At 60.2% G+C, this 17,343-nt stretch carries 14 protein-coding genes and 2 pseudogenes; 10 read left to right on the plus strand and 6 right to left on the minus strand.

Going from position 1 to position 17,343, the window contains the following annotated elements:
- Positions 1-45: 45 nt before the first annotated feature.
- Positions 46-1,407: an MFS transporter gene (locus tag AC6JAM_RS20100; protein ID WP_497935691.1), complete on the minus strand. Its 1,362-nt coding sequence runs from the start codon at positions 1,405-1,407 to the stop codon at positions 46-48.
- A gap of 175 nt (positions 1,408-1,582) precedes the next feature.
- Here AC6JAM_RS20100 and AC6JAM_RS20105 point away from each other — a divergent pair, with 175 nt between their 5' ends.
- Positions 1,583-2,317 carry a GntR family transcriptional regulator gene (locus AC6JAM_RS20105; RefSeq protein WP_497935693.1) on the plus strand — a complete coding sequence of 245 codons (735 nt, stop codon included), beginning with the start codon at positions 1,583-1,585 and terminating at the stop codon, positions 2,315-2,317.
- Between the two features lie 372 nt (positions 2,318-2,689).
- Here AC6JAM_RS20105 and AC6JAM_RS20110 read toward each other — a convergent pair whose 3' ends face one another.
- Entirely contained in the window at positions 2,690-3,601 is a 912-nt protein-coding gene (locus tag AC6JAM_RS20110) for an IS110 family RNA-guided transposase (protein WP_497935694.1), read from the minus strand.
- Between the two features lie 333 nt (positions 3,602-3,934).
- Here AC6JAM_RS20110 and AC6JAM_RS20115 point away from each other — a divergent pair, with 333 nt between their 5' ends.
- Positions 3,935-4,369 carry an IS110 family transposase gene (locus tag AC6JAM_RS20115; RefSeq protein ID WP_497935696.1) on the plus strand — a complete coding sequence of 145 codons (435 nt, stop codon included), beginning with the start codon at positions 3,935-3,937 and terminating at the stop codon, positions 4,367-4,369.
- Between the two features lie 265 nt (positions 4,370-4,634).
- Here AC6JAM_RS20115 and AC6JAM_RS20120 read toward each other — a convergent pair whose 3' ends face one another.
- Positions 4,635-5,582 carry a LysR family transcriptional regulator gene (locus AC6JAM_RS20120; protein ID WP_497935697.1) on the minus strand — a complete coding sequence of 316 codons (948 nt, stop codon included), beginning with the start codon at positions 5,580-5,582 and terminating at the stop codon, positions 4,635-4,637.
- A gap of 223 nt (positions 5,583-5,805) precedes the next feature.
- Here AC6JAM_RS20120 and AC6JAM_RS20125 point away from each other — a divergent pair, with 223 nt between their 5' ends.
- Together AC6JAM_RS20125 and AC6JAM_RS20130 are read left to right on the plus strand one after the other, a co-directional pair.
- Complete coding sequence (locus AC6JAM_RS20125) at positions 5,806-7,062, plus strand: aminotransferase family protein (protein ID WP_497935698.1); 1,257 nt, start codon at positions 5,806-5,808, stop codon at positions 7,060-7,062.
- A gap of 479 nt (positions 7,063-7,541) precedes the next feature.
- A pseudogene (locus AC6JAM_RS20130) lies at positions 7,542-9,022 on the plus strand (aldehyde dehydrogenase family protein).
- A 547-nt stretch (positions 9,023-9,569) separates the two neighbouring features.
- Here AC6JAM_RS20130 and AC6JAM_RS20135 read toward each other — a convergent pair.
- The gene (locus tag AC6JAM_RS20135; protein ID WP_497935699.1) at positions 9,570-9,836 is read right to left on the minus strand and encodes a metal-sensitive transcriptional regulator; all 267 of its coding nucleotides are present in this window, start codon (positions 9,834-9,836) and stop codon (positions 9,570-9,572) included.
- Positions 9,837-10,200: 364 nt separating this feature from the next.
- On the opposite strand from AC6JAM_RS20135, the gene AC6JAM_RS20140 reads away from it, so the two are divergent.
- Entirely contained in the window at positions 10,201-10,974 is a 774-nt protein-coding gene (locus AC6JAM_RS20140; protein WP_497935701.1) for an MBL fold metallo-hydrolase, read from the plus strand.
- 181 nt (positions 10,975-11,155) lie between these two features.
- Entirely contained in the window at positions 11,156-11,563 is a 408-nt protein-coding gene (locus tag AC6JAM_RS20145) for an ester cyclase (RefSeq protein WP_497935703.1), read from the plus strand.
- 580 nt (positions 11,564-12,143) lie between these two features.
- Here the strand turns inward: AC6JAM_RS20145 and AC6JAM_RS20150 are convergent.
- On the minus strand, positions 12,144-12,917 hold the full coding sequence (locus AC6JAM_RS20150; protein WP_497935704.1) for an IclR family transcriptional regulator: 774 nt from the start codon (positions 12,915-12,917) through the stop codon (positions 12,144-12,146).
- 85 nt (positions 12,918-13,002) lie between these two features.
- On the opposite strand from AC6JAM_RS20150, the gene AC6JAM_RS20155 reads away from it, so the two are divergent.
- The 3 genes from AC6JAM_RS20155 to dmpG are packed head-to-tail and all read left to right on the plus strand — an operon-like array spanning position 13,003 to position 15,784.
- Positions 13,003-13,797 carry a 2-keto-4-pentenoate hydratase gene (locus AC6JAM_RS20155; RefSeq protein ID WP_497935706.1) on the plus strand — a complete coding sequence of 265 codons (795 nt, stop codon included), beginning with the start codon at positions 13,003-13,005 and terminating at the stop codon, positions 13,795-13,797.
- 17 nt (positions 13,798-13,814) lie between these two features.
- Positions 13,815-14,765, plus strand: a complete 951-nt coding sequence (locus AC6JAM_RS20160) for an acetaldehyde dehydrogenase (acetylating) (RefSeq protein WP_497935707.1) — start codon at positions 13,815-13,817, stop codon at positions 14,763-14,765.
- Entirely contained in the window at positions 14,762-15,784 is a 1,023-nt protein-coding gene (dmpG, locus tag AC6JAM_RS20165) for a 4-hydroxy-2-oxovalerate aldolase (RefSeq protein WP_497935708.1), read from the plus strand. Before AC6JAM_RS20160 ends, dmpG begins: the two co-directional genes overlap by 4 nt.
- Positions 15,785-16,444: 660 nt before the next feature.
- Here the strand turns inward: dmpG and AC6JAM_RS20170 are convergent.
- A pseudogene (locus AC6JAM_RS20170) lies at positions 16,445-16,768 on the minus strand (IS1634 family transposase); the annotation flags it as partial.
- A 16-nt stretch (positions 16,769-16,784) separates the two neighbouring features.
- Here AC6JAM_RS20170 and AC6JAM_RS20175 point away from each other — a divergent pair.
- On the plus strand, positions 16,785-16,937 hold the full coding sequence (locus AC6JAM_RS20175) for a hypothetical protein (protein WP_497935993.1): 153 nt from the start codon (positions 16,785-16,787) through the stop codon (positions 16,935-16,937).
- Positions 16,938-17,343: the final 406 nt, after the last annotated feature.

The following is a 17,343-nucleotide window of genomic DNA, read 5'->3' on the forward strand; positions in this document are numbered from 1 at the left end:
ACGGCCTGGTCCTCCAGGCCGTCACCAAACGCGTTGCAGGGGTGGCTATTTTTCCGCCGGTGTCCCGGCCGCCTTCCGGCGGCCGAACAGCATGAGCGCGACCACGACAAGCGCAGCCAGGCCATTGGTGGCGACCATTACCGTGATCGAAACGGCAGAACTTCCGGTCGCATCCTGAATCCAGCCGAAGGCTAAGGGGCTGAAGAAGCCGGCAGCATTACCCAGCGAGTTGATCAGTGCGATGCCGCTGGCGGCGCCGACGCCGGCCAAGAATGAAGTGGGCAGGTTCCAGAAGAGAGGTTTCGATGTCTGGATCGCCATGGTGGCGACTATGACAGCAAGGAAAGCGAGCATTGGTGCTGAGCCCAGCAGGAGGGCAGTTGCAGCGAACGCGATCGTAGAAATCGCCAAGGCGATGATGAGCGGCGGCGACGGGCGGCGCGTTGAGAGCGTCTTTCCCACGACGTACATGCAGATCGCCGCTGCGAGGAACGGAATCGCGCTCAGCCAGCCAATGGTCGTTGCATCGAAGCCCGTTCCCACACCCTTAATCACCGACGGCAGCCAGTAAATCAGTGGGTAAGAGCCGCACTGCAGCAGGAAGTAAACGGCGGCGAGGACCAGGACCCTCTTGTTTTTGAGTGCAGCCCAATGGCCCTTAGGGGCAGTGTGGCTGCGAGTGGCGTCCTCCGCCGCAATCGTTGATGCTATCCAGGTCCGCTGCCGATCAGTCAACCATTTGGCCTTCGCCGGGGAATCCGAGAGCGTGAAGAGGAAGACGATGCCAAGAACGACGGCGGGCACGCCTCCCACGAGGAAGATCCACCGCCACGCATCCAGTCCAAGGAGACCCCCGAAGGTATCGAGGATCCAGCCGTTCAGCGGTCCACCGACCAAGCCGGCGATCGGGATGGCCATCATAACCGTCGCAACGACCTTGGCGCGCTCACGGTTGGGGTACCAATAGGTCAGATACAGGATGATGCCGGGGAAGAAGCCTGCCTCCGCGATGCCCAGGAGGAAGCGCAAAACGATTACCGACTCCGAATTCCAAGCGGCCGCCGTCAAAGCACCCACAATGCCCCAGGAGATCATGATGCGGGCCAGCCATTTACGGGCACCGAAGCGGACCATGAAGATGTTGCTGGGTACCTCGGCGAGGATATAGCCAAGAAAGAAGATGCCAGCAGCGAAGCCATAGGTGGCGGCATCCATGTTGAAATCGTCTTCGAAGCCAAACTTCGCGAACGAGATATTTACCCGGTCGATGTAACTGATGAAATAGCCGATGATGAGCAGCGGGACGAGTCTCCACGTCACCTTCCGCATGGTGTGTTTCTTTTCGACCTCAGTCAGTTCGCTTGTTTCCAACGGAACCGGCTGGGCGGGGTTGCCAGCTTTCTGCATGTTCCCTCTGTTTCGTCTGGCCGCCGAAGGCGGTCACTCCATTGTGATCAGGCTAACTGTAACATGCTACATGCGACATGCGAAGAAATCCGTTTGGACATGAGCGCGAAAAAGTCGCCCAGGCCTCTCCTGCCCGACACCCAGGCGAGCTCATCCACTGGGATAGGGTGAATTCATGGCACGGCACGATCTTTCGTTCGAACCCTTGGGAGAACCCGAGACCTCACTCACTGGCAAAGTCATGAATAGAGTGCGAGCCGCGGTCATGTCCGGGGAGATGAAGCCTGGCGAGCTGTATTCGGTGTACCAACTTGCGGAGACCTTCGACATCTCCCGATCCCCAGTCCGTGACGCCATGCTGCGTCTGGAGGAGGCCGGCCTGGTTCGGTTTGAACGCAATAAAGGGTTCCGGATCGTTCAGCCCCGCCCGGAAGACGTGGCAGAAATATTCGCCGTCCGACTGGCGCTGGAGGTCCCCTCCGCACGCCGGGCAGCGCTGAACGCCTCAGAACCACTCGTCCTGGCGCTCCGTCAAGAAATGGCGCAGATGCTCGACGCCATGCCCACGGACGACGAGACGCGGTTCTTCCAGCACGATCAGCGCTTCCACGACCTCATCATCCAAGCCTCCGGGAACCACCGAATACGGGAAATAATCAACCGGCTGCGAGCGTCAACGCGGATACTTGGCGCGTCAACAGCGGGCGTGGACCGCACCCTCGTGGACATTGCACATGAGCACGATCCGATCATTGATGCCATCACCCGGGGCGATGGAGAAGCGGCAGCGGCCGCTATGCACGCCCACCTCTCCCATACCGGGCGTCTCCTAGTGCAGCAGAACGTCAAAAAACTGGGCCTTGATCTCGACGCTGACGAAGTGTGGGAACGCATAACGGCGTCATACTGACGCTACTACCCCGCGACTACCCCGCGCGGCGATGTAGTGCACGCCGGTGGCCGTCTTCCAGGATCCTGGTGGTTTTCCCAGCTCGTGTAAGATGCGCGGTCCGACCCGCGCTGAGATCTGTGTTGCGGTGTGGCTCGAAGTGTAGCTGGCGCCCTTGTGAGGGTTTGTCGTGACAATGATCTGTCCACCGAAACACAACTGCAGTCAACGCGGCGGTCAGGTGGACATGACCTTATAGCGCCTCTGTGTGTCAAGCCGCCAGTTTTTGGGCTTGGTGGTGATCGTGCAGGATCCGCCTGTAGAGGACATTGGAGAGGCGTCGTTTAAGTGCCCTGCGGGCTTCGCGGGGTGTTTTTCCTTCGGCCGTTTTCTTCAGGTAGTACTCCCGGCCTGGTCGGGGTCACGGCTTTGGCAGACGGCCATGGTGTGCAGCACGGAATTGAGCTGCCGGTTGCCTCCGGTGTTGAGTCTGTGGCGGTTTTGTTGGCCGCTGGAGGCGTCCAGAGGTGCTGTTCCGGTGTAGCTGGCGAAGTGAGAGGCGCTGGGGAATCTGGTGATGTCCCCGACTTGGCCGAGGAGTTTCGCCGCGAGGACGACCCCGACTCCTGGGATTTCCTGCAGTGTCGTGGCGGACTCGGCCAGGGCGTCGCGGGTTTGTACTTCGTTGTTTTTGATGCCGGCGTCGATGCGCCGCAGATCCGCCAGCAATTCCCTGGCGAGTTCGCGTCTGACCGCGTCGGTGGCTGTTGCCGGCCGGATGGTACGCATCGCGGCGGCAGCCTTTTCGGCGCTAAGGCCGGGCTCAACTCCTCCGGGTATCAGCTCGCGCAGCAGCCGGTGCAGGCGGTTGAGCAGCCGGACGCGTTCGTGGCCGAGGTCTTCGCGACGCTCGGCCAGCAGGCGCAGAATTGTGCTCTGGTTTTCGGCAGCGACTGGGCGCAGACGCTCCTGACGGAGTGCAGTGACAGCGACGGCGAACGCATCTGCCGGGTCGCTCTTACGGCCACCGCCGGTCGAAAGAACCCTGACCTTCATGGCCAGTGTCGAGGGGACATCGACCACGGATTCCCCGCCGGCCACCAGGATCTGGGCAATTCGGCGGCCGAGACCGTTGGCGCCCTCGATAACGAATCTGCGTTCGGACCATTGCGCGGCCCATCCCAGCAGTTGCTTGGCCGTGCCTGCGTTGACCACGAAACGCCGCACCGCGAGCTGACAACCCGTGGGATCGATGGCTGAGGCGGTAGTGGAGGATTTATGAGGGTCGATGCCGATAACGATCATGTCCGGGTTCCTTTCGCCGATGTCGGTGATGGATCACCCGTGGCGGGCACCTGACTTGAAGTGTTTGCATGCCTCTGTCGAGCCACGCCCCGGGCGGGTCTCAGCGGCGCGGCACGCTATCAGTGAGCCAACCCGTTCGATACGGGCGGCAAGGAGCTTGCGGACCTGTGCCGGCTGACACCCTGGACGCTACAAGACTGCAGATCCCGCAGCATCCCACCACCAATGGAACAAGTCAGGAGCCTGTTCCGAAGAGTCCCATTACTGTCTTGTCTGCCCACCCGGCCGGCGTGCCCTTTTCTCATCACACGCAAAGGTCAGGGCAGTTTCATCATGGCAAAGGAACATCTGAAAGTCATCGCCGGGATCGACACTCACGCCGATACCCACCACGTCGGTGTCATCACCGACACCGGGCAGCATCTGGCCGCCAGGGAATTCCCGGCCGCGGGAGCCGGCTACCAAGGGATCATCGACTTCATCACCGGTTTCGGTCCTGTCGTTGCCTCAGGCGTGGAGGGAACGGGCAGCTATGGCGCCGAACTTTCCCGCGTGCTTACCCGTAAGGGCATTCACGTTGTCGAAGTCATGCGCCCCAACCGGCAGGCACGCCGGATGCAGGGAAGATCCGACCCGCTCGATGCCTACCAGGCCTCCGAATCCGTACTCGCCGGCCGCGCCGCCACCATCCCCAAATCCCGCGACAGTGCCGTGGAATCCCTGCGCGTACTGCGCGCACAGCATACCACCGCCATGCGGCCCGGGTAGCCGTAATGGCCCAGGTCAAGACCCTCCTAATAACCGCACCGGAATCCATCCGCGTCAAATACCGGGAAATGACGAGCCCGGCCCTGATGGCCGCCCTGGAGAAAACACGGCCCGCCGGGGCACCGTCCGGGCCCCTGACCAGCACCGCGACGGTGCTCAAGCGGCTCGCGATCCGCTACCGGCACCTGCCAAGAACTGGCACTGATCGACGCCGAACTCGACGCCATCGCCAAAGATTTCACTAAGGGATTTCCATGCGGCGATTCTAGGCAATCCTGGGGGTACTGTTCGGCGCTTCGTCCATTGGAACGGCGTCCGGGACAATGTGCAGCGATGTTGCCGCCAGCTGCTGCGCGATGTGGCGGAAGGCTTCGACATGTGCTCGCCGCTCCCCGGCCCGGGTTGCCACAGCTATTGGGGAGTAGCTACCGTCAACGATCCGTCGGAAGTCGACCCCGGGGAATTTGAGGAAGCGTGTGGCGGATTCGGGGAAGGTGTCGATGGCGCCCTGATACGCGATAGCGTTGAGGCTCTCCGGGACGTTGGTGACGGATGCGGCCACACGACCAGTTTCGCCCCTCACGTCATCAAAAGCCCAGTAGCCCTTCCAGTCTGCTGGCGCTTCTGGGGCAGCAACGGCAAAAGCCTGCTCCACCAGGTCGCTGATCTTCACCTGATCGAGTGTCGTCAGCTCATGGTGTCTGGGGAGGCCCACATAACGGGGCTCTGCGAAAAGTTCGTGGAGCTGCACTCTGCTGTCGCTCACGGGGGACCGGATGAAGGCCACATCTACTATTTCGGCGGCGACGGCTTCGATTTGGTCCACCATGGACAGTTCCCGAAAGGACAGCTCGACGTCGGGCATAGCGGTGCGAAATGCGTCCACGATCAGTGGCGTCAGCTCCCCGGCCGATTCGCAGAAGAGCCCAATGCGCAGTTGCTTCTGGCCGGCTGTCTGAAGGATCCTGGCTTCGTTGCTGGCGTCCGTTACCTCGCAGAGGATCTGGCGCGCACGGGGCAGGAATACTTCACCAGCAGGTGTGAGCCGCACGCGGTTTCCCGACCGGTCAAAGAGCTGGGCGCCGACTTGCCGCTCCAGCCGTGCGACTTGCGTGCTGAACGCTGACTGTGCGATGTGCATGCGTTGCGCTGCACGGCCGAAGTGAAGGGTTTCGGCGAGCACCACGACATATTCGAGTTGCCGAAAATCCACCCGAATCCTCCTGATCGCGATTCGCGATCACTCGATCGCGAACTGTCCATTGTTCAGGCCTTGGTGTGGCCTAGATCCTAGTTTCTAGGCTTCTTAAGAATAAACCCCAGAAAGGCACCCCATCATGACCATCCAGACTACGAAGGCTACGGATCTCCTGCGGACTGATATTAAGCATCTGATTCACCCTCATCTTCCCTCCTCGTCCAGCGAACGTGTGATCATGGTCGAGGGGCAGGGCTGCCGGCTTACTGACGTTTCGGGCCGGGAGTATCTTGACGCCACCGGGGGGCTCTGGCTTGCCCAGATCGGCCACGGACGCGCGGAAATGGCCGACGCCGCTGCAGCCCAGATGCGCAAGCTGGAGTACTTCACTGCGTTCTGGGATTTCAGCAATGACAAAGCCATCGAACTGTCCGAACGGCTCATTTCACTGGCACCCGAGAACATGTCCAAGGTGTTCTTCACCTCGGGCGGGTCTGAGGGTGATGACGCGGCCATCAAAACCGCCCGCTATTACCACCACATGAAGGGCCGTCCGGAGAAGAACTGGATCCTCTCCCGCCACAATGCCTACCACGGACTAGCTTACGGGGGTGGAACCGCTACAGGCTTCGCCGACATGGCTGAAGGTCAGGGGCCGCATCTTCCCAATGTGACCCACCTGACCCCGCCGCATTCGTTCCGCGCCCACCTCTTCAACGGGGAAGACGTCACCGATTACTGTGTCCGTGAACTTGAGCAGCGCATTGCGGAGATTGGCCCCGACAACATCGCTGCCATGATCGGTGAACCGATCATGGGCGTGGGCGGGTTCGTGATCCCGCCGGCTGATTACTGGCCCAGGATCCAGAAAGTCCTGCGCCTTCACGACATCCTGCTCATCTCCGATGAGGTCGTGACGGCGTTTGGACGCACCGGCTCCTGGTTTGCTTCACCTGATCTGGGCATGCGGCCGGACATCATCGTCACAGCCAAGGGCATCAGCAGCGGCTACATCCCGCTCGGTGCCGTGCTCATGTCCGAAGAGATCGGTGCGACGGTCACAGCCGGGCACGGCTACCCGGTCGGGTACACCTATTCCGGCCACCCAGTCGCCTGCGCGGTCGCCCTGAAAAACCTGGACATCCTCGAGTCTGAGAACCTGCTCTCAGCCTCCCGGCGGATCGGAAAGCTGCTCTATGACCTGGCTGCCCCGCTCGCCACCGAACTTGACATCGTCGGCGAGGTCCGCCACGCAGGCATGGGCATGGCCCTTGAACTGGTCACGGACAAGGAAAGCCGCACTCCCCTGCCGCAGCCCGGCCGTTCGGTCGCCGACGTCATCCGCGACGAATCGGGCGTTATCGTCCGTATCAGCAGCCCCACCAATTTGGTGCTCTCTCCCCCGCTCATCATGACGGAGGCAGAAGCAGCGACCGCAGTCGATGCAGTCGCCTCCGTCCTCCGCCGCGTCCGCCCCGATGGCACCGTCGCCTGATCTTTTCCTGAAAGGCAAATTTCTATGTCTAGTCCTCCACGTCCCCGGCTTCAGGCGGCCTGAGGCGCAACATGTCGGCGTGCCCGGCATCGTCTTCTTCGTCGTCGCCACACTCCGGTGAGCATGATCCTCCCGCAGCGCTGGCGCTCATTTCCGGCGCCATAGCCCCTGACGTCCGCAGCTGACCAACGGCTCCGCTCTTCCCAACGACTACATACCTTTTAAAGGTCAGTCATGATCATCTCCGTCTCCAGAGAAGTCAAGAACAACGAGTTCCGCGTGGCCATCACGGCCGCCGGAGTGCACGACTGGCACGCCCTCGCCGCAGTGTGAAAAGGGGATCCCGGGTCCGCGATCAGCCCGAGAGCGCAAATTGCAGTCCTTCCCCACACCGTCCACCATCAGCAACTTTCCGTCGAATCCCCGAAGGACAGCCATCGATGACCGTCCTTCACGGATCACAACACAGGAGTATTGTCATGACCACCACTGCCCTTAAGACCGGCGCTACCTTTGCCGAACAGCCCACGACCCTGCAGTACATTGGCGGCCATTGGCGCGAAGGCCGCGCAGCCAAGACCCTGACCGTCACCAATCCCTATGACGACACCGTACTGACCACCATCCGTCAGGCTTCGGTCGAAGACCTGGATGAGGCATACCGTGCCGCAGAACAAGCGCAGAAGGAATGGGCTCGGCAGACCCCGACTGCACGCCGCCAAGTCATCATGCGGGCAGCGCATCTGCTGGAGGAACGCCGCGAAGAGATCGTGGACTGGATCGTCAAAGAGTCCGGCTCAACCGTGGGCAAAGCCAACGTTGAAGTGTCTCTCGCAGCTGCCATCACCTTGGAGGCATCTTCCTTCCCGACACGGTTCATGGGCGGATCCAGGAGTCCAATACCCCGGGCAAGGAAATCCGCGTCTACCGCCGCCCCCTGGGTGTCGTGGGTGTTATCAGCCCCTGGAATTTCCCACTGCACCTCTCCCAGCGCTCCGTGGCTCCCGCGTTGGCCCTAGGAAACGCCGTCGTCATCAAGCCTGCCAGCGATACCCCAGTAACAGGCGGGCTTATTCTCGGCCGGATCTTCGAGGAAGCCGGTTTGCCGGCGGGTGTCCTCAATGTCGTCGTCGGCGCCGGTTCTGAAATCGGCGACGACTTTGTCACCCACCCTGTTCCGGGCCTGATCTCTTTCACGGGCTCCACTCCCGTGGGGCAGAATGTGGGCCGACTGGCGACCGGCGGAAAGTACCTTAAGCCCGTGGCACTGGAACTCGGCGGCAACTGCCCCCTCGTTGTCCTTGCCGACGCCGACCTCGATGCTGCTGTTCAGGCCGCGGTGGTCGGAAAATTCCTGCATCAGGGACAAATCTGCATGGCCGTGAACCGCATCATTGTAGAGGCACCCATATACGACGAGTTCCTCTCCCGCTTCACGGCCGCAGCAGCGAACGTTCCGGTCGGTGATCCTTCAGACCCGAACACTCTAGTTGGCCCCGTTGTCAATGACAGCCAGCTTGAATCCCTGAAGCAAAAGATCGAGACAGCCCGGAGCGAAGGCGCCCGCACGGTCCTGGACGGGACGATTCACGGGCGCCTTGTGCCCGCCCACGTTTTCGCAGACGTCACGGCTGAGATGGAGATCGCCAGGGAAGAAATCTTCGGCCCGCTGGTTGGTGTCCTCAAAGCCGACGATGAATCCCACGCTCTAGAGTTGGCTAATCACGGCGATTTCGGACTGGCCAGTTCCGTTTTTACCCAGAACCTGGACCGTGGCGTCCGGTTTAGCTTGGGCATCAAGGCCGGCATGACACACATCAACGAAATGCCGATCCAGGATGAGGCTCACGTGGCATTCGGCGGCGAACGCAACTCTGGTCTCGGCAGGTTCAACGGCGACTGGGCAATCGACGAATTCACCACCGATCACACCATCGGAATCGTCCGCCTCGACAGCTGAGCCGCTGCCCCGGGGCGTCCCTTCAGCAGAGTGGCAGGAACGCCCCGGGCAGTCACAGCACCCCCTCATCAAAGACCAAGCTTCTCAAGAAAGTTCTTCAGCATTGCAAAGGGTTTGTGATGTTGAGATTAGGAGTCTTTTCCTTGGCCAGCGGCTGTCGTTCCAGCGGATCCCGGCACGCCTACTCAATCGGCTCGTCCAACGTCCAGTATCTGAATATTTTGATGGCTGCGGGATTCCTATATGCAGCGATTTCGATACCTTCGACTTGGGTAAGCGTGTGGGTGGAGAAGCGGATGAACAAGCATGTTTGAGACTACATTCCGGGGAAACCGTTCGACACAAGGAGTCCGTCAATGTTGCGGAGGCCATATCGTGGTGGAAGTGTTCGTGCGCGACTTATGGGGCGATTTTTTGCTTTGGCTTGGGAGGGCCAACTGTCGTATGTCAGAGAATAGAGCTTGCTCGCCTCAGTCCAGTGCTCGGTGATGGCCGTGAGCCACATCCGGTGCCGTAGCGGTACGCACGTCACGGGGTTACGGCCTGCTCAGGCTAGCGAAAGAAATAGCTTCTCAAGTTCTTTGAGATCCTCCTCCGTCGCCGGGTTCTCTGTGTCCTGCAAGTGGTACTGAAGCGTTTGGGAAATGATGGCGAATCCTGCCCGATCGAGTGCCCTTGAGACGGTTGCCAAATTGTGCACAGCAACGCGACACTCTTCTCCGCTTTCGATGGAGCGGATGACCGCGTCCAGCTGACCTCGGGCGCGTTTGAGCCGGTTCAAAGTCGGAGTCATGTCGACCTGGTCCAACTGCATGGTTCTCCTTGCAAAAATTCCGTGGGATTTTTAGTACAGTATACCCCCTGGGTATCTTGCATACCGGTGGGGTATATGCCATGATCGTGTAAATGGCATTGGTCCGCTTCCCACGAAGGTCATTGCCCGGACTCGGCCGGCTGTCACATCAGAGGCCGATCGTCATTTGTCGGCGTTACGAATCGCTGGGACCAACCAGCACTAAAGTAACTCGGCTACAACACAGCTTTGAGCTTGCGAGCTCATGGACGACTGCGCCAGCTGTCCCGTGCGATCGCACTGGACATCCCAACCAACAGATCCAGCCTTCCACCGTTACGGGCCTTGAGTCATCACAGGAACCCGCCACTCTAAGGAGAAGTCATTGTCACTTGAAATTACGCTTGTCGGCGGCCCCACTGCTGTCCTGGATATCGACGGTTTCCGTATTCTCATTGATCCAACGTTTGATCAGCCGCAGGCTTATCCACAGAAGGATACGCCCATCACATTGGTCAAGACTGCAGGACCTGCATTTGCTCCTGAGGAACTGGAGCCCTTCCATCTAGTCCTCGCATCGCATGAGCATGAGGACAACCTCGACCATTCAGGACGTGCACTCTTGGCCGCAGCGGAAAAAGGCCTGACAACACCTGAAGCAGCGGTCAAATTCGGGGAGAATGTATCGGGTCTCAAACCCTACGAATCAGTCTTGGTTCCAATGCCGGACGGTAGGAACCTCACAGTAACCGGTGTGCCTGCCCTCCACGGGCCCGATGGCGTTTGGCAGATTGCCGGCCCGGTTACCGGATTCGTTCTGTCTGGAGAAGGTGTTCCGACGACCTACATCAGCGGCGACAATTCCTGGCTCGAATTGGTAGGCGAGATAGGTCGTAAGTGCGGGCCGATTGACGTTGCCGTTCTCTTTGTCGGCGGAGCCCGCTTTGAGGAACTGGGGGACGCCTACCTCACCCTCAGTAATGAAGACGCTGTTCAAGTGGCCGAACTCCTCGGAGAGGCAACGATCGTCCCGGTCCACGCAGACTCTTGGGCGCATTTCTCGCAGACATCTGCCGAGTTGAAGAAGATGTTTGAGGAAAAGGACCTCGGCCACCGGATAGTCGTCCTTGAGCCGGGAGAAAAAGCGAAGGTCAAATAGTAGCGGTTGAAATTTGGCAAGACGGACTTCGGTCCGAAAAGCTGCCAACTCGGGGAGCAAGTCGGCGCGCTCATTTTGAACGGCGGCGATAAACCCGGCCAATTGATCGTGAGTCGATCAAAAAAATCATCACTTGAAAGAACGTTTCGGTAACCAGTCGGAACCGAAGATAGGCAGTCTCATGACACTAGAAGACAATAGAAATCTAGTCCTCGATTTCTATAGTGCACTGAAACGAGAAGACTACGAGGCGGCAGCGCGTTTGTGCCATGAGGACTTCGTTTTCTATAACCAGGTAGACACCCCGCACTTGGGCATCGAGGGCTTCCTGGCAGCAGAGAAAAGGAATCTTGACGCCTTCGAAGGCTACAGTACGACGATCGAAACCACGGCGGAGGAGGACCGCGTCGTGGCATACGTAGTATTCGAAGGAAACCAAAGCAAGGACATATATGGCATCCCCCCTGAAGGAGCCCACCTCCGCATGTCAATGTGCAACCTATTTAGAATCAGGGAAGGAACGATAGCCGAGAAACGGGCACATTTTGACCGTCTAGACCATATCGAGCAACTAAGCAAAAAAGTATAGCCGCCTTTCCTAAACTCGAGCAGCGCTAGCGGGGTAATCATGAATAGTTGGTTACCCCGCTGCCGATGTAGATTGCTGCGCCAGTGACGATGAGGACTTCGATCTATCCACCATCGCCAGCCCCGCGCCGGAGCCCGCTCGTTTCCGGATCCGCTGCGTGTTCGACAGGGGCCTGCAGACGGTAGTTCGCGACGTCCAGGCGGCGCGGGCCCTGTCGTCAGGGACGCCCGGAGTCGTTCTTTGACCGGCAACGCGGCATGCCGCTTACCGGGCGCATCGTAGATCGCCATGACGGTGACAGTGCTAAGCCCCGTGCCTAGTCGAGAACGCGTCTCCGGCCTGCAGCAGCGGTCTCCGATTTGTCCGGGCGGGTCGTTGGAGTTGGTCCTTTGAGTGAGCGACTAAGACACTTTCGAAATTAGCCTGGGCAGCCGTTACGTTGGCGTTTATATCTATAGGTCTGATCATGCCCCGGCCCTAGGACATGCTGTCATAGTGGCTGAGAATCCCTGCCCCACAAAGCAGTCGCCGGGTAACTCGTGTCGACCTCCCTGGCGGCCTTGCTCCTGCCCGTCCTTGGTCAGCCGTCGGCCAACGCGGAGTACCGGGGCAACTGGCGCCCTAAGGCCAGTGCCGCTGTACGTACGGCAGGCGCCACACGATCGACGTCCAAATGGCCCACCTTGCCCGAGACCGACAAAGCCGCCACCAGTCCTCCGCCGGCGTCCAGCACCGGACTAGCCGTACAAAAGCTGTCTGGTGCAGATTCGTTACGCTCATAAGCGACGCCGGTGAGAGCGATGTCGGCCAGTGCCTTGCGTAAGGACTTCTCATCAGTGATGGTGCCGGGTCCGACCGGCGGCAGGCCGGCGGAAATCACTTCGTCAACGACCTGTGGTGGAGAGAACGCGAGCATAGCCTTGCCGACGGCGGTAGCGTGTGCCGGAAGCCGTCCGCCCACCCGGGACGGCAACTGCGGAGTACCCCTGCCGCGCAGAATCTCGATGTACACCACCTCTGTACCGTCCAGCACGGCAAGGTGGATTGTATGCCCCGTGGCGTTGCGCAGGTCTGCCATGATCCCGATGGCACGCCTGCGCAGTTCCTTCGGGGTCGCCGCCAGCTGGCCCAGTTCGAACAGGGCAAGACCGAGCCGAAGGGACGCACCCTGTCGTTCCAGATACTGCAGCCGGACCAGCTCGGCTGCCAGCCGGGCCACTGTGGACTTTGCCAGCCCAGTCCTCCTGGCCAACTCCGACACCCCCAGGGTCCGGTCCTCGATGCGGAACGCCCCCAGTATCGATGAGGCGCGCTCCAATACGGACGACGACGTGTTCCAATCAGCGGTACGCACCATTGCAGTCTGCAGCACGGGTCGCGCACAATCAAGGCCAGAACAAGAGCCTGCCAACAGCTAAGGCAAAGTCATAGGAGTAAGTGTGAACCCGGTACCCGCAAAAATCCCCTTGCAGCCGTTCGTCGATGAGCTGCTAGAGGCTACTCATACGCGGGTGCCGGTGGTTCCGCTGCGCACCCGGCTGGAGGGGATGAGCATCCAGGACGCCTACGAGATCCAAGACGCGCAGCTGCAGCACCATCTGGCGCAGGGGCGGGTGCTTGCCGGACGCAAAGTCGGGCTGACCTCGTCGGCCATGCAAGCGCAGCTGGGCGTGGACTCTCCGGACTTCGGGTTTTTCTTCGAAGATATGGTGTACCACGATGGCGCCCGCATCCCGGCGTCAGGTTTTATCGCCCCGAAAGTGGAGCCGGAGTTCGGTTTCGTGCTCAAGACAAAGTTGCAGGGACCGGGCGTGACTGTGGAACAAGCCCGCCAGGCGATAGGGGCGGTTTACCCTGCTATCGAAATCATCGACTCGCGTATCACCGACTGGGACATCAGTCTCGTGGACACTGTCGCGGACAATGCCTCATGTGGGGCGATCGCCGTCGGGCTCACGCCGCTGAATGTCGATCTTGAGGATCTGCCATCAGTACGATGCACGCTAGTCATCGATGGACATCCGGCGGAATCCGGCACCGGCGCCGCTGTGATGGGCGACCCGGTGGCCCCACTTGCCTGGCTGGCCAACGTCCTCGGCGAGCAAGGGGTAGCCCTGGACAAGGGGCAGTTGATCCTGCCGGGTTCCTTCACCAAAGCGCTGCCTGCGGTTGCCCACAGCACCGCATCGGCCGACTTCGGGGCCTTGGGCTCCCTGACCATCCACTTCACTTAGCACGCAAGGACTCTTCCATGACAGCGAAAAAAATGACGGCCGCAATCGTCGGTTCAGGCAATATCGGCACCGACCTGATGTTCAAATTGATGCGGCGCAGCGCCCACATTGAGCCTAAATATATGATCGGCGTCGACCCCGCCTCTGACGGGCTCGCCCGCGCCGCCCGGCTAGGTTTGATTTCTTCTCATGAGGGTGTCGAGTGGCTACTTGCCCAAGACGACAGGCCCGACTTCGTGTTCGAGGCCACCTCCGCCAAAGCCCACGCCGCCAATGCGCCGCGTTACGCTGCCGCCGGGATCACGGCCATCGACCTAACCCCAGCCGCCGTCGGCCCATACGTGTGCCCAGTGGTGAACCTGGACGCCGTGCCGGAAGCGGAGAACGTGAATATGATTACCTGTGGCGGGCAGGCCACCACGCCAATTGTTGCTGCGGTTTCCTCCGTGATTTCGGTGCCCTACGCTGAGATTGTCGCCTCGATCGCTTCCAAGTCGGCAGGGCCGGGCACCCGGGCGAACGTGGACGAGTTCACCGAAACCACCGCCAAGGCGCTTGAGGTCGTCGGCGGCGCTGCGCGGGGCAAAGCTATTATCATCATCAATCCGGTCGAACCTCCCATGATTATGCGCAACACGGTCTACGCCGCGATCCCGGCCGAGGCCGCCGAGCCCGGCGCGGTGCAGGATGCCATCCGCGAGGCCATCGTCCGCACCGTCGAGCAGGTTCAGGCCTACGTTCCCGGCTACTCGCTACGCGTGGACCCTCAATTCGACCACGCCCGTCCCGACTGGAACAACCACGGCCGGGTTGGCGTATGGATCCAAGTCAAGGGAGCGGCCGATTACCTCCCCGAATATGCCGGCAACCTCGACATCATCACCGCCGCAGCCACCCGCACTGCCGACCTGCTTGCCGAGCGCAAACTGTCGGTATCCGCCGCCACTACCGCAGGAGCACACTCATGAGCACCTCACCCGAATACAACATCCGGCTGACAGACACCACACTGCGCGACGGCTCCCACGCGATGAGTCACCAATTCACGGTGGACCAAGTTCGCTCCACCGTCCGGGCACTGGATGACGCCGGAGTGCAGGTCATCGAAGTTACCCACGGCGACGGCTTGGGCGGGTCCTCCTTCAACTACGGCTTCTCTCTCACGCCCGAGCTTGAGTTGGTCAAGGCTGCCGTCGACGAGGCCAAAAAGGCGAAGATTGCAGTGCTCATGCTGCCCGGCTTGGGTACAATTGACGACCTGAATGAGGCCTATGACACCGGCGCTTCCGTAGTCCGCGTTGCCACCCACTGCACTGAAGCTGACGTATCCATCCAGCATTTCAGCCACGCCAGGAGCCTGGGTATGGAGACTGTTGGCTTTTTGATGCTTTCCCACCGCGTCTCCCCTGACGAACTGGCCAAACAGGCCCGGATCATGGCAGACGCCGGGTGCCAGTGTGTCTATGTTGTGGACTCGGCTGGCGCGCTGATTCTGGAGGACGTCTCGGACCGCGTTGCAGCGCTCGTCGCCGAGCTCGGAGCCGACGCGCAGGTCGGATTCCACGGACACCAGAATATGTCCTTCGGGGTTGCCAACTCTGTCTTCGCCGTCCGCGCCGGTGCGAAGCAGATCGACGGCACCCTGGCAGCCTTGGGCGCCGGGGCAGGCAACTCCCCCACGGAGGTTCTCGCGGCCGCCTTCGACAGGCTGAACATCGGCACAGGCGTTGACGTTCAGGCCCTCATGGCCGCGGCCGAAGATACCGTAAAGCCATACATACGGCGCATGCCGGTCATGGATCGCGCGTCCATCATGCAGGGCTATGCCGGTGTCTACTCTTCTTTTCTTATCCACGCTGAACGCGCCGCTGCTCGGTACGGCGTGCCGGCCTGGAAAATCCTCGAAGAAGTCGGCAAGGCCGGTTATGTGGGTGGCCAAGAAGACATGATTGTCGACGTCGCTGTGCACCTCTCCTCCACTCGCTAAAGCACTGGAAATGCACACAACACCACAGCGGTTCTGGACGCTTTTTGCTTGAACTGCTATGTGGATGAAGCCATGCGAGGAACTCCCGGGAGTCACAGATCCACATGGGGGACAGAACATTACGATGACATATCGAAAAGTCTCTTGAATCCTCGGAAACTGCCGAAAATCCAGCCGGCCTCAACAGCTGTTACACGGATCTGGACTCTCACCAGAATGATTTCATTAACAACATTGAAGTCGCCATAAGTTCCTATATGCCTTGACGCCTCACGGGGAGATTGGTTTGTGTAAGTGGAGTCCGGCGGACTTTCATCCAAGGGTGCGGGAAACCCACTCATCCCTACTGTCCTAAACCCGAAAGACCTAATGTGACAGATCAACAAATACGCCCAAACCAGGTGGAAGAACAGCAGATCAAGGAGAGGTATCACCCCTTGTTGATTTGGACAAGCGTCGTCCCGGGAGACGTAGTGCTTCTTCGAGTGCAAGACAAGGGTGCCTGCGTCGGAACCGTGGAGGCCAAGACTAGCGACGGACTCATGTTTTGGGTAAGGGACGACCTAAATGAACGGCGGCTTTTCCATTTTCATGACTGTAGCTCCTTCCAGCTCCTGTAATGTCCTGCAGCAAATCCTTCACCTCCCGTCCTGACTTAGCTTATTGACTTAGTGCCTGCATTTTCGGTCGCGAATGGCGTTGAGGATGGTTTGCTACTTGGCTGTGATGGCGGGCGAATGTCCGGATGGTGCCGTTGACGGCGATGGTGGCCCAGCGCAGGGTCCGGAGGTGTCGAGTGACGCTACGAACTATGAGCCCCTTCCTGGGCTGGACTATTTGAAAGAGAGCCATCGCAGGGAAGACGATCGTTAGGTCTGCCGCGATCCCGTCGCGGGTGCGTTGAAACATTGGCCTGGCACACAGGTCTGTCTTGCTCATCGGGGAGGACTGCTCAACGTGCCGCAGGTGGTGGTAGGAGCAGATAAATTTCCGTTGCGCGGTGCTTTCAGCATGCCGGATCAGCGGGGACGTCTCCCCAGTGCTCTACGACGTCACCACCTTGTACGTCGAAGCCGAGAAGGAAGACGGCCAGCGCAAGCTCGGCTACTCCGAGGAACGACCCGAGTTCGTCGTCGGTCTATTCGTGGACTGAGGCGGGTTCCCGCTGGAGATCGCCACGCCGGCATGATGCCGGCTGGTCGCCGCGGTCAAGGACACTCTGAGCGGGATCTTTGAGCAATTCGCAGGCGTCTTTCAGGAAGACTCCGAGCTCGGTTTCGGTACGCGCCGAGCCGACATGTTCCACGATGCGCTGACCTCCGCGCACATACCCCGCAATCTCGACCACCGTAGCGCCGGACGCCGTCCACACCCGCCTGTAAGACATCAACCCGGCGACAAAAGGCCACCCGATTAGTGCGTGAAGCCACCCTTCAGAAGACATCACCGCAAGTCACAGCCCTTGGCCGACCACGAATCAACGACGCGTGAGCCCAGTGTCAGGCCCGTTGCTTCCTTCGTGAATCGGGTTCATCCTCAGCAGCCCGAGAAACGTAGTG

It is taken from the genome of Arthrobacter sp. GmRoot5-12 (genome assembly GCF_059739365.1).

Coding starts and splice junctions, on each gene's coding strand:
- AC6JAM_RS20100 (WP_497935691.1), bottom strand. CDS start 1,407: ATGCAGAAAGCTGGCAACCCCGCCCAGCCGGTTCCGTTGGAAACAAGC.
- AC6JAM_RS20125 (WP_497935698.1), top strand. CDS start 5,806: ATGGTCGAGGGGCAGGGCTGCCGGCTTACTGACGTTTCGGGCCGGGAG.
- AC6JAM_RS20145 (WP_497935703.1), top strand. CDS start 11,156: ATGACACTAGAAGACAATAGAAATCTAGTCCTCGATTTCTATAGTGCA.
- AC6JAM_RS20135 (WP_497935699.1), bottom strand. CDS start 9,836: ATGCAGTTGGACCAGGTCGACATGACTCCGACTTTGAACCGGCTCAAA.
- AC6JAM_RS20115 (WP_497935696.1), top strand. CDS start 3,935: ATGGCAAAGGAACATCTGAAAGTCATCGCCGGGATCGACACTCACGCC.
- AC6JAM_RS20105 (WP_497935693.1), top strand. CDS start 1,583: ATGGCACGGCACGATCTTTCGTTCGAACCCTTGGGAGAACCCGAGACC.
- AC6JAM_RS20160 (WP_497935707.1), top strand. CDS start 13,815: ATGACAGCGAAAAAAATGACGGCCGCAATCGTCGGTTCAGGCAATATC.
- AC6JAM_RS20110 (WP_497935694.1), bottom strand. CDS start 3,601: ATGATCGTTATCGGCATCGACCCTCATAAATCCTCCACTACCGCCTCA.
- dmpG (WP_497935708.1), top strand. CDS start 14,762: ATGAGCACCTCACCCGAATACAACATCCGGCTGACAGACACCACACTG.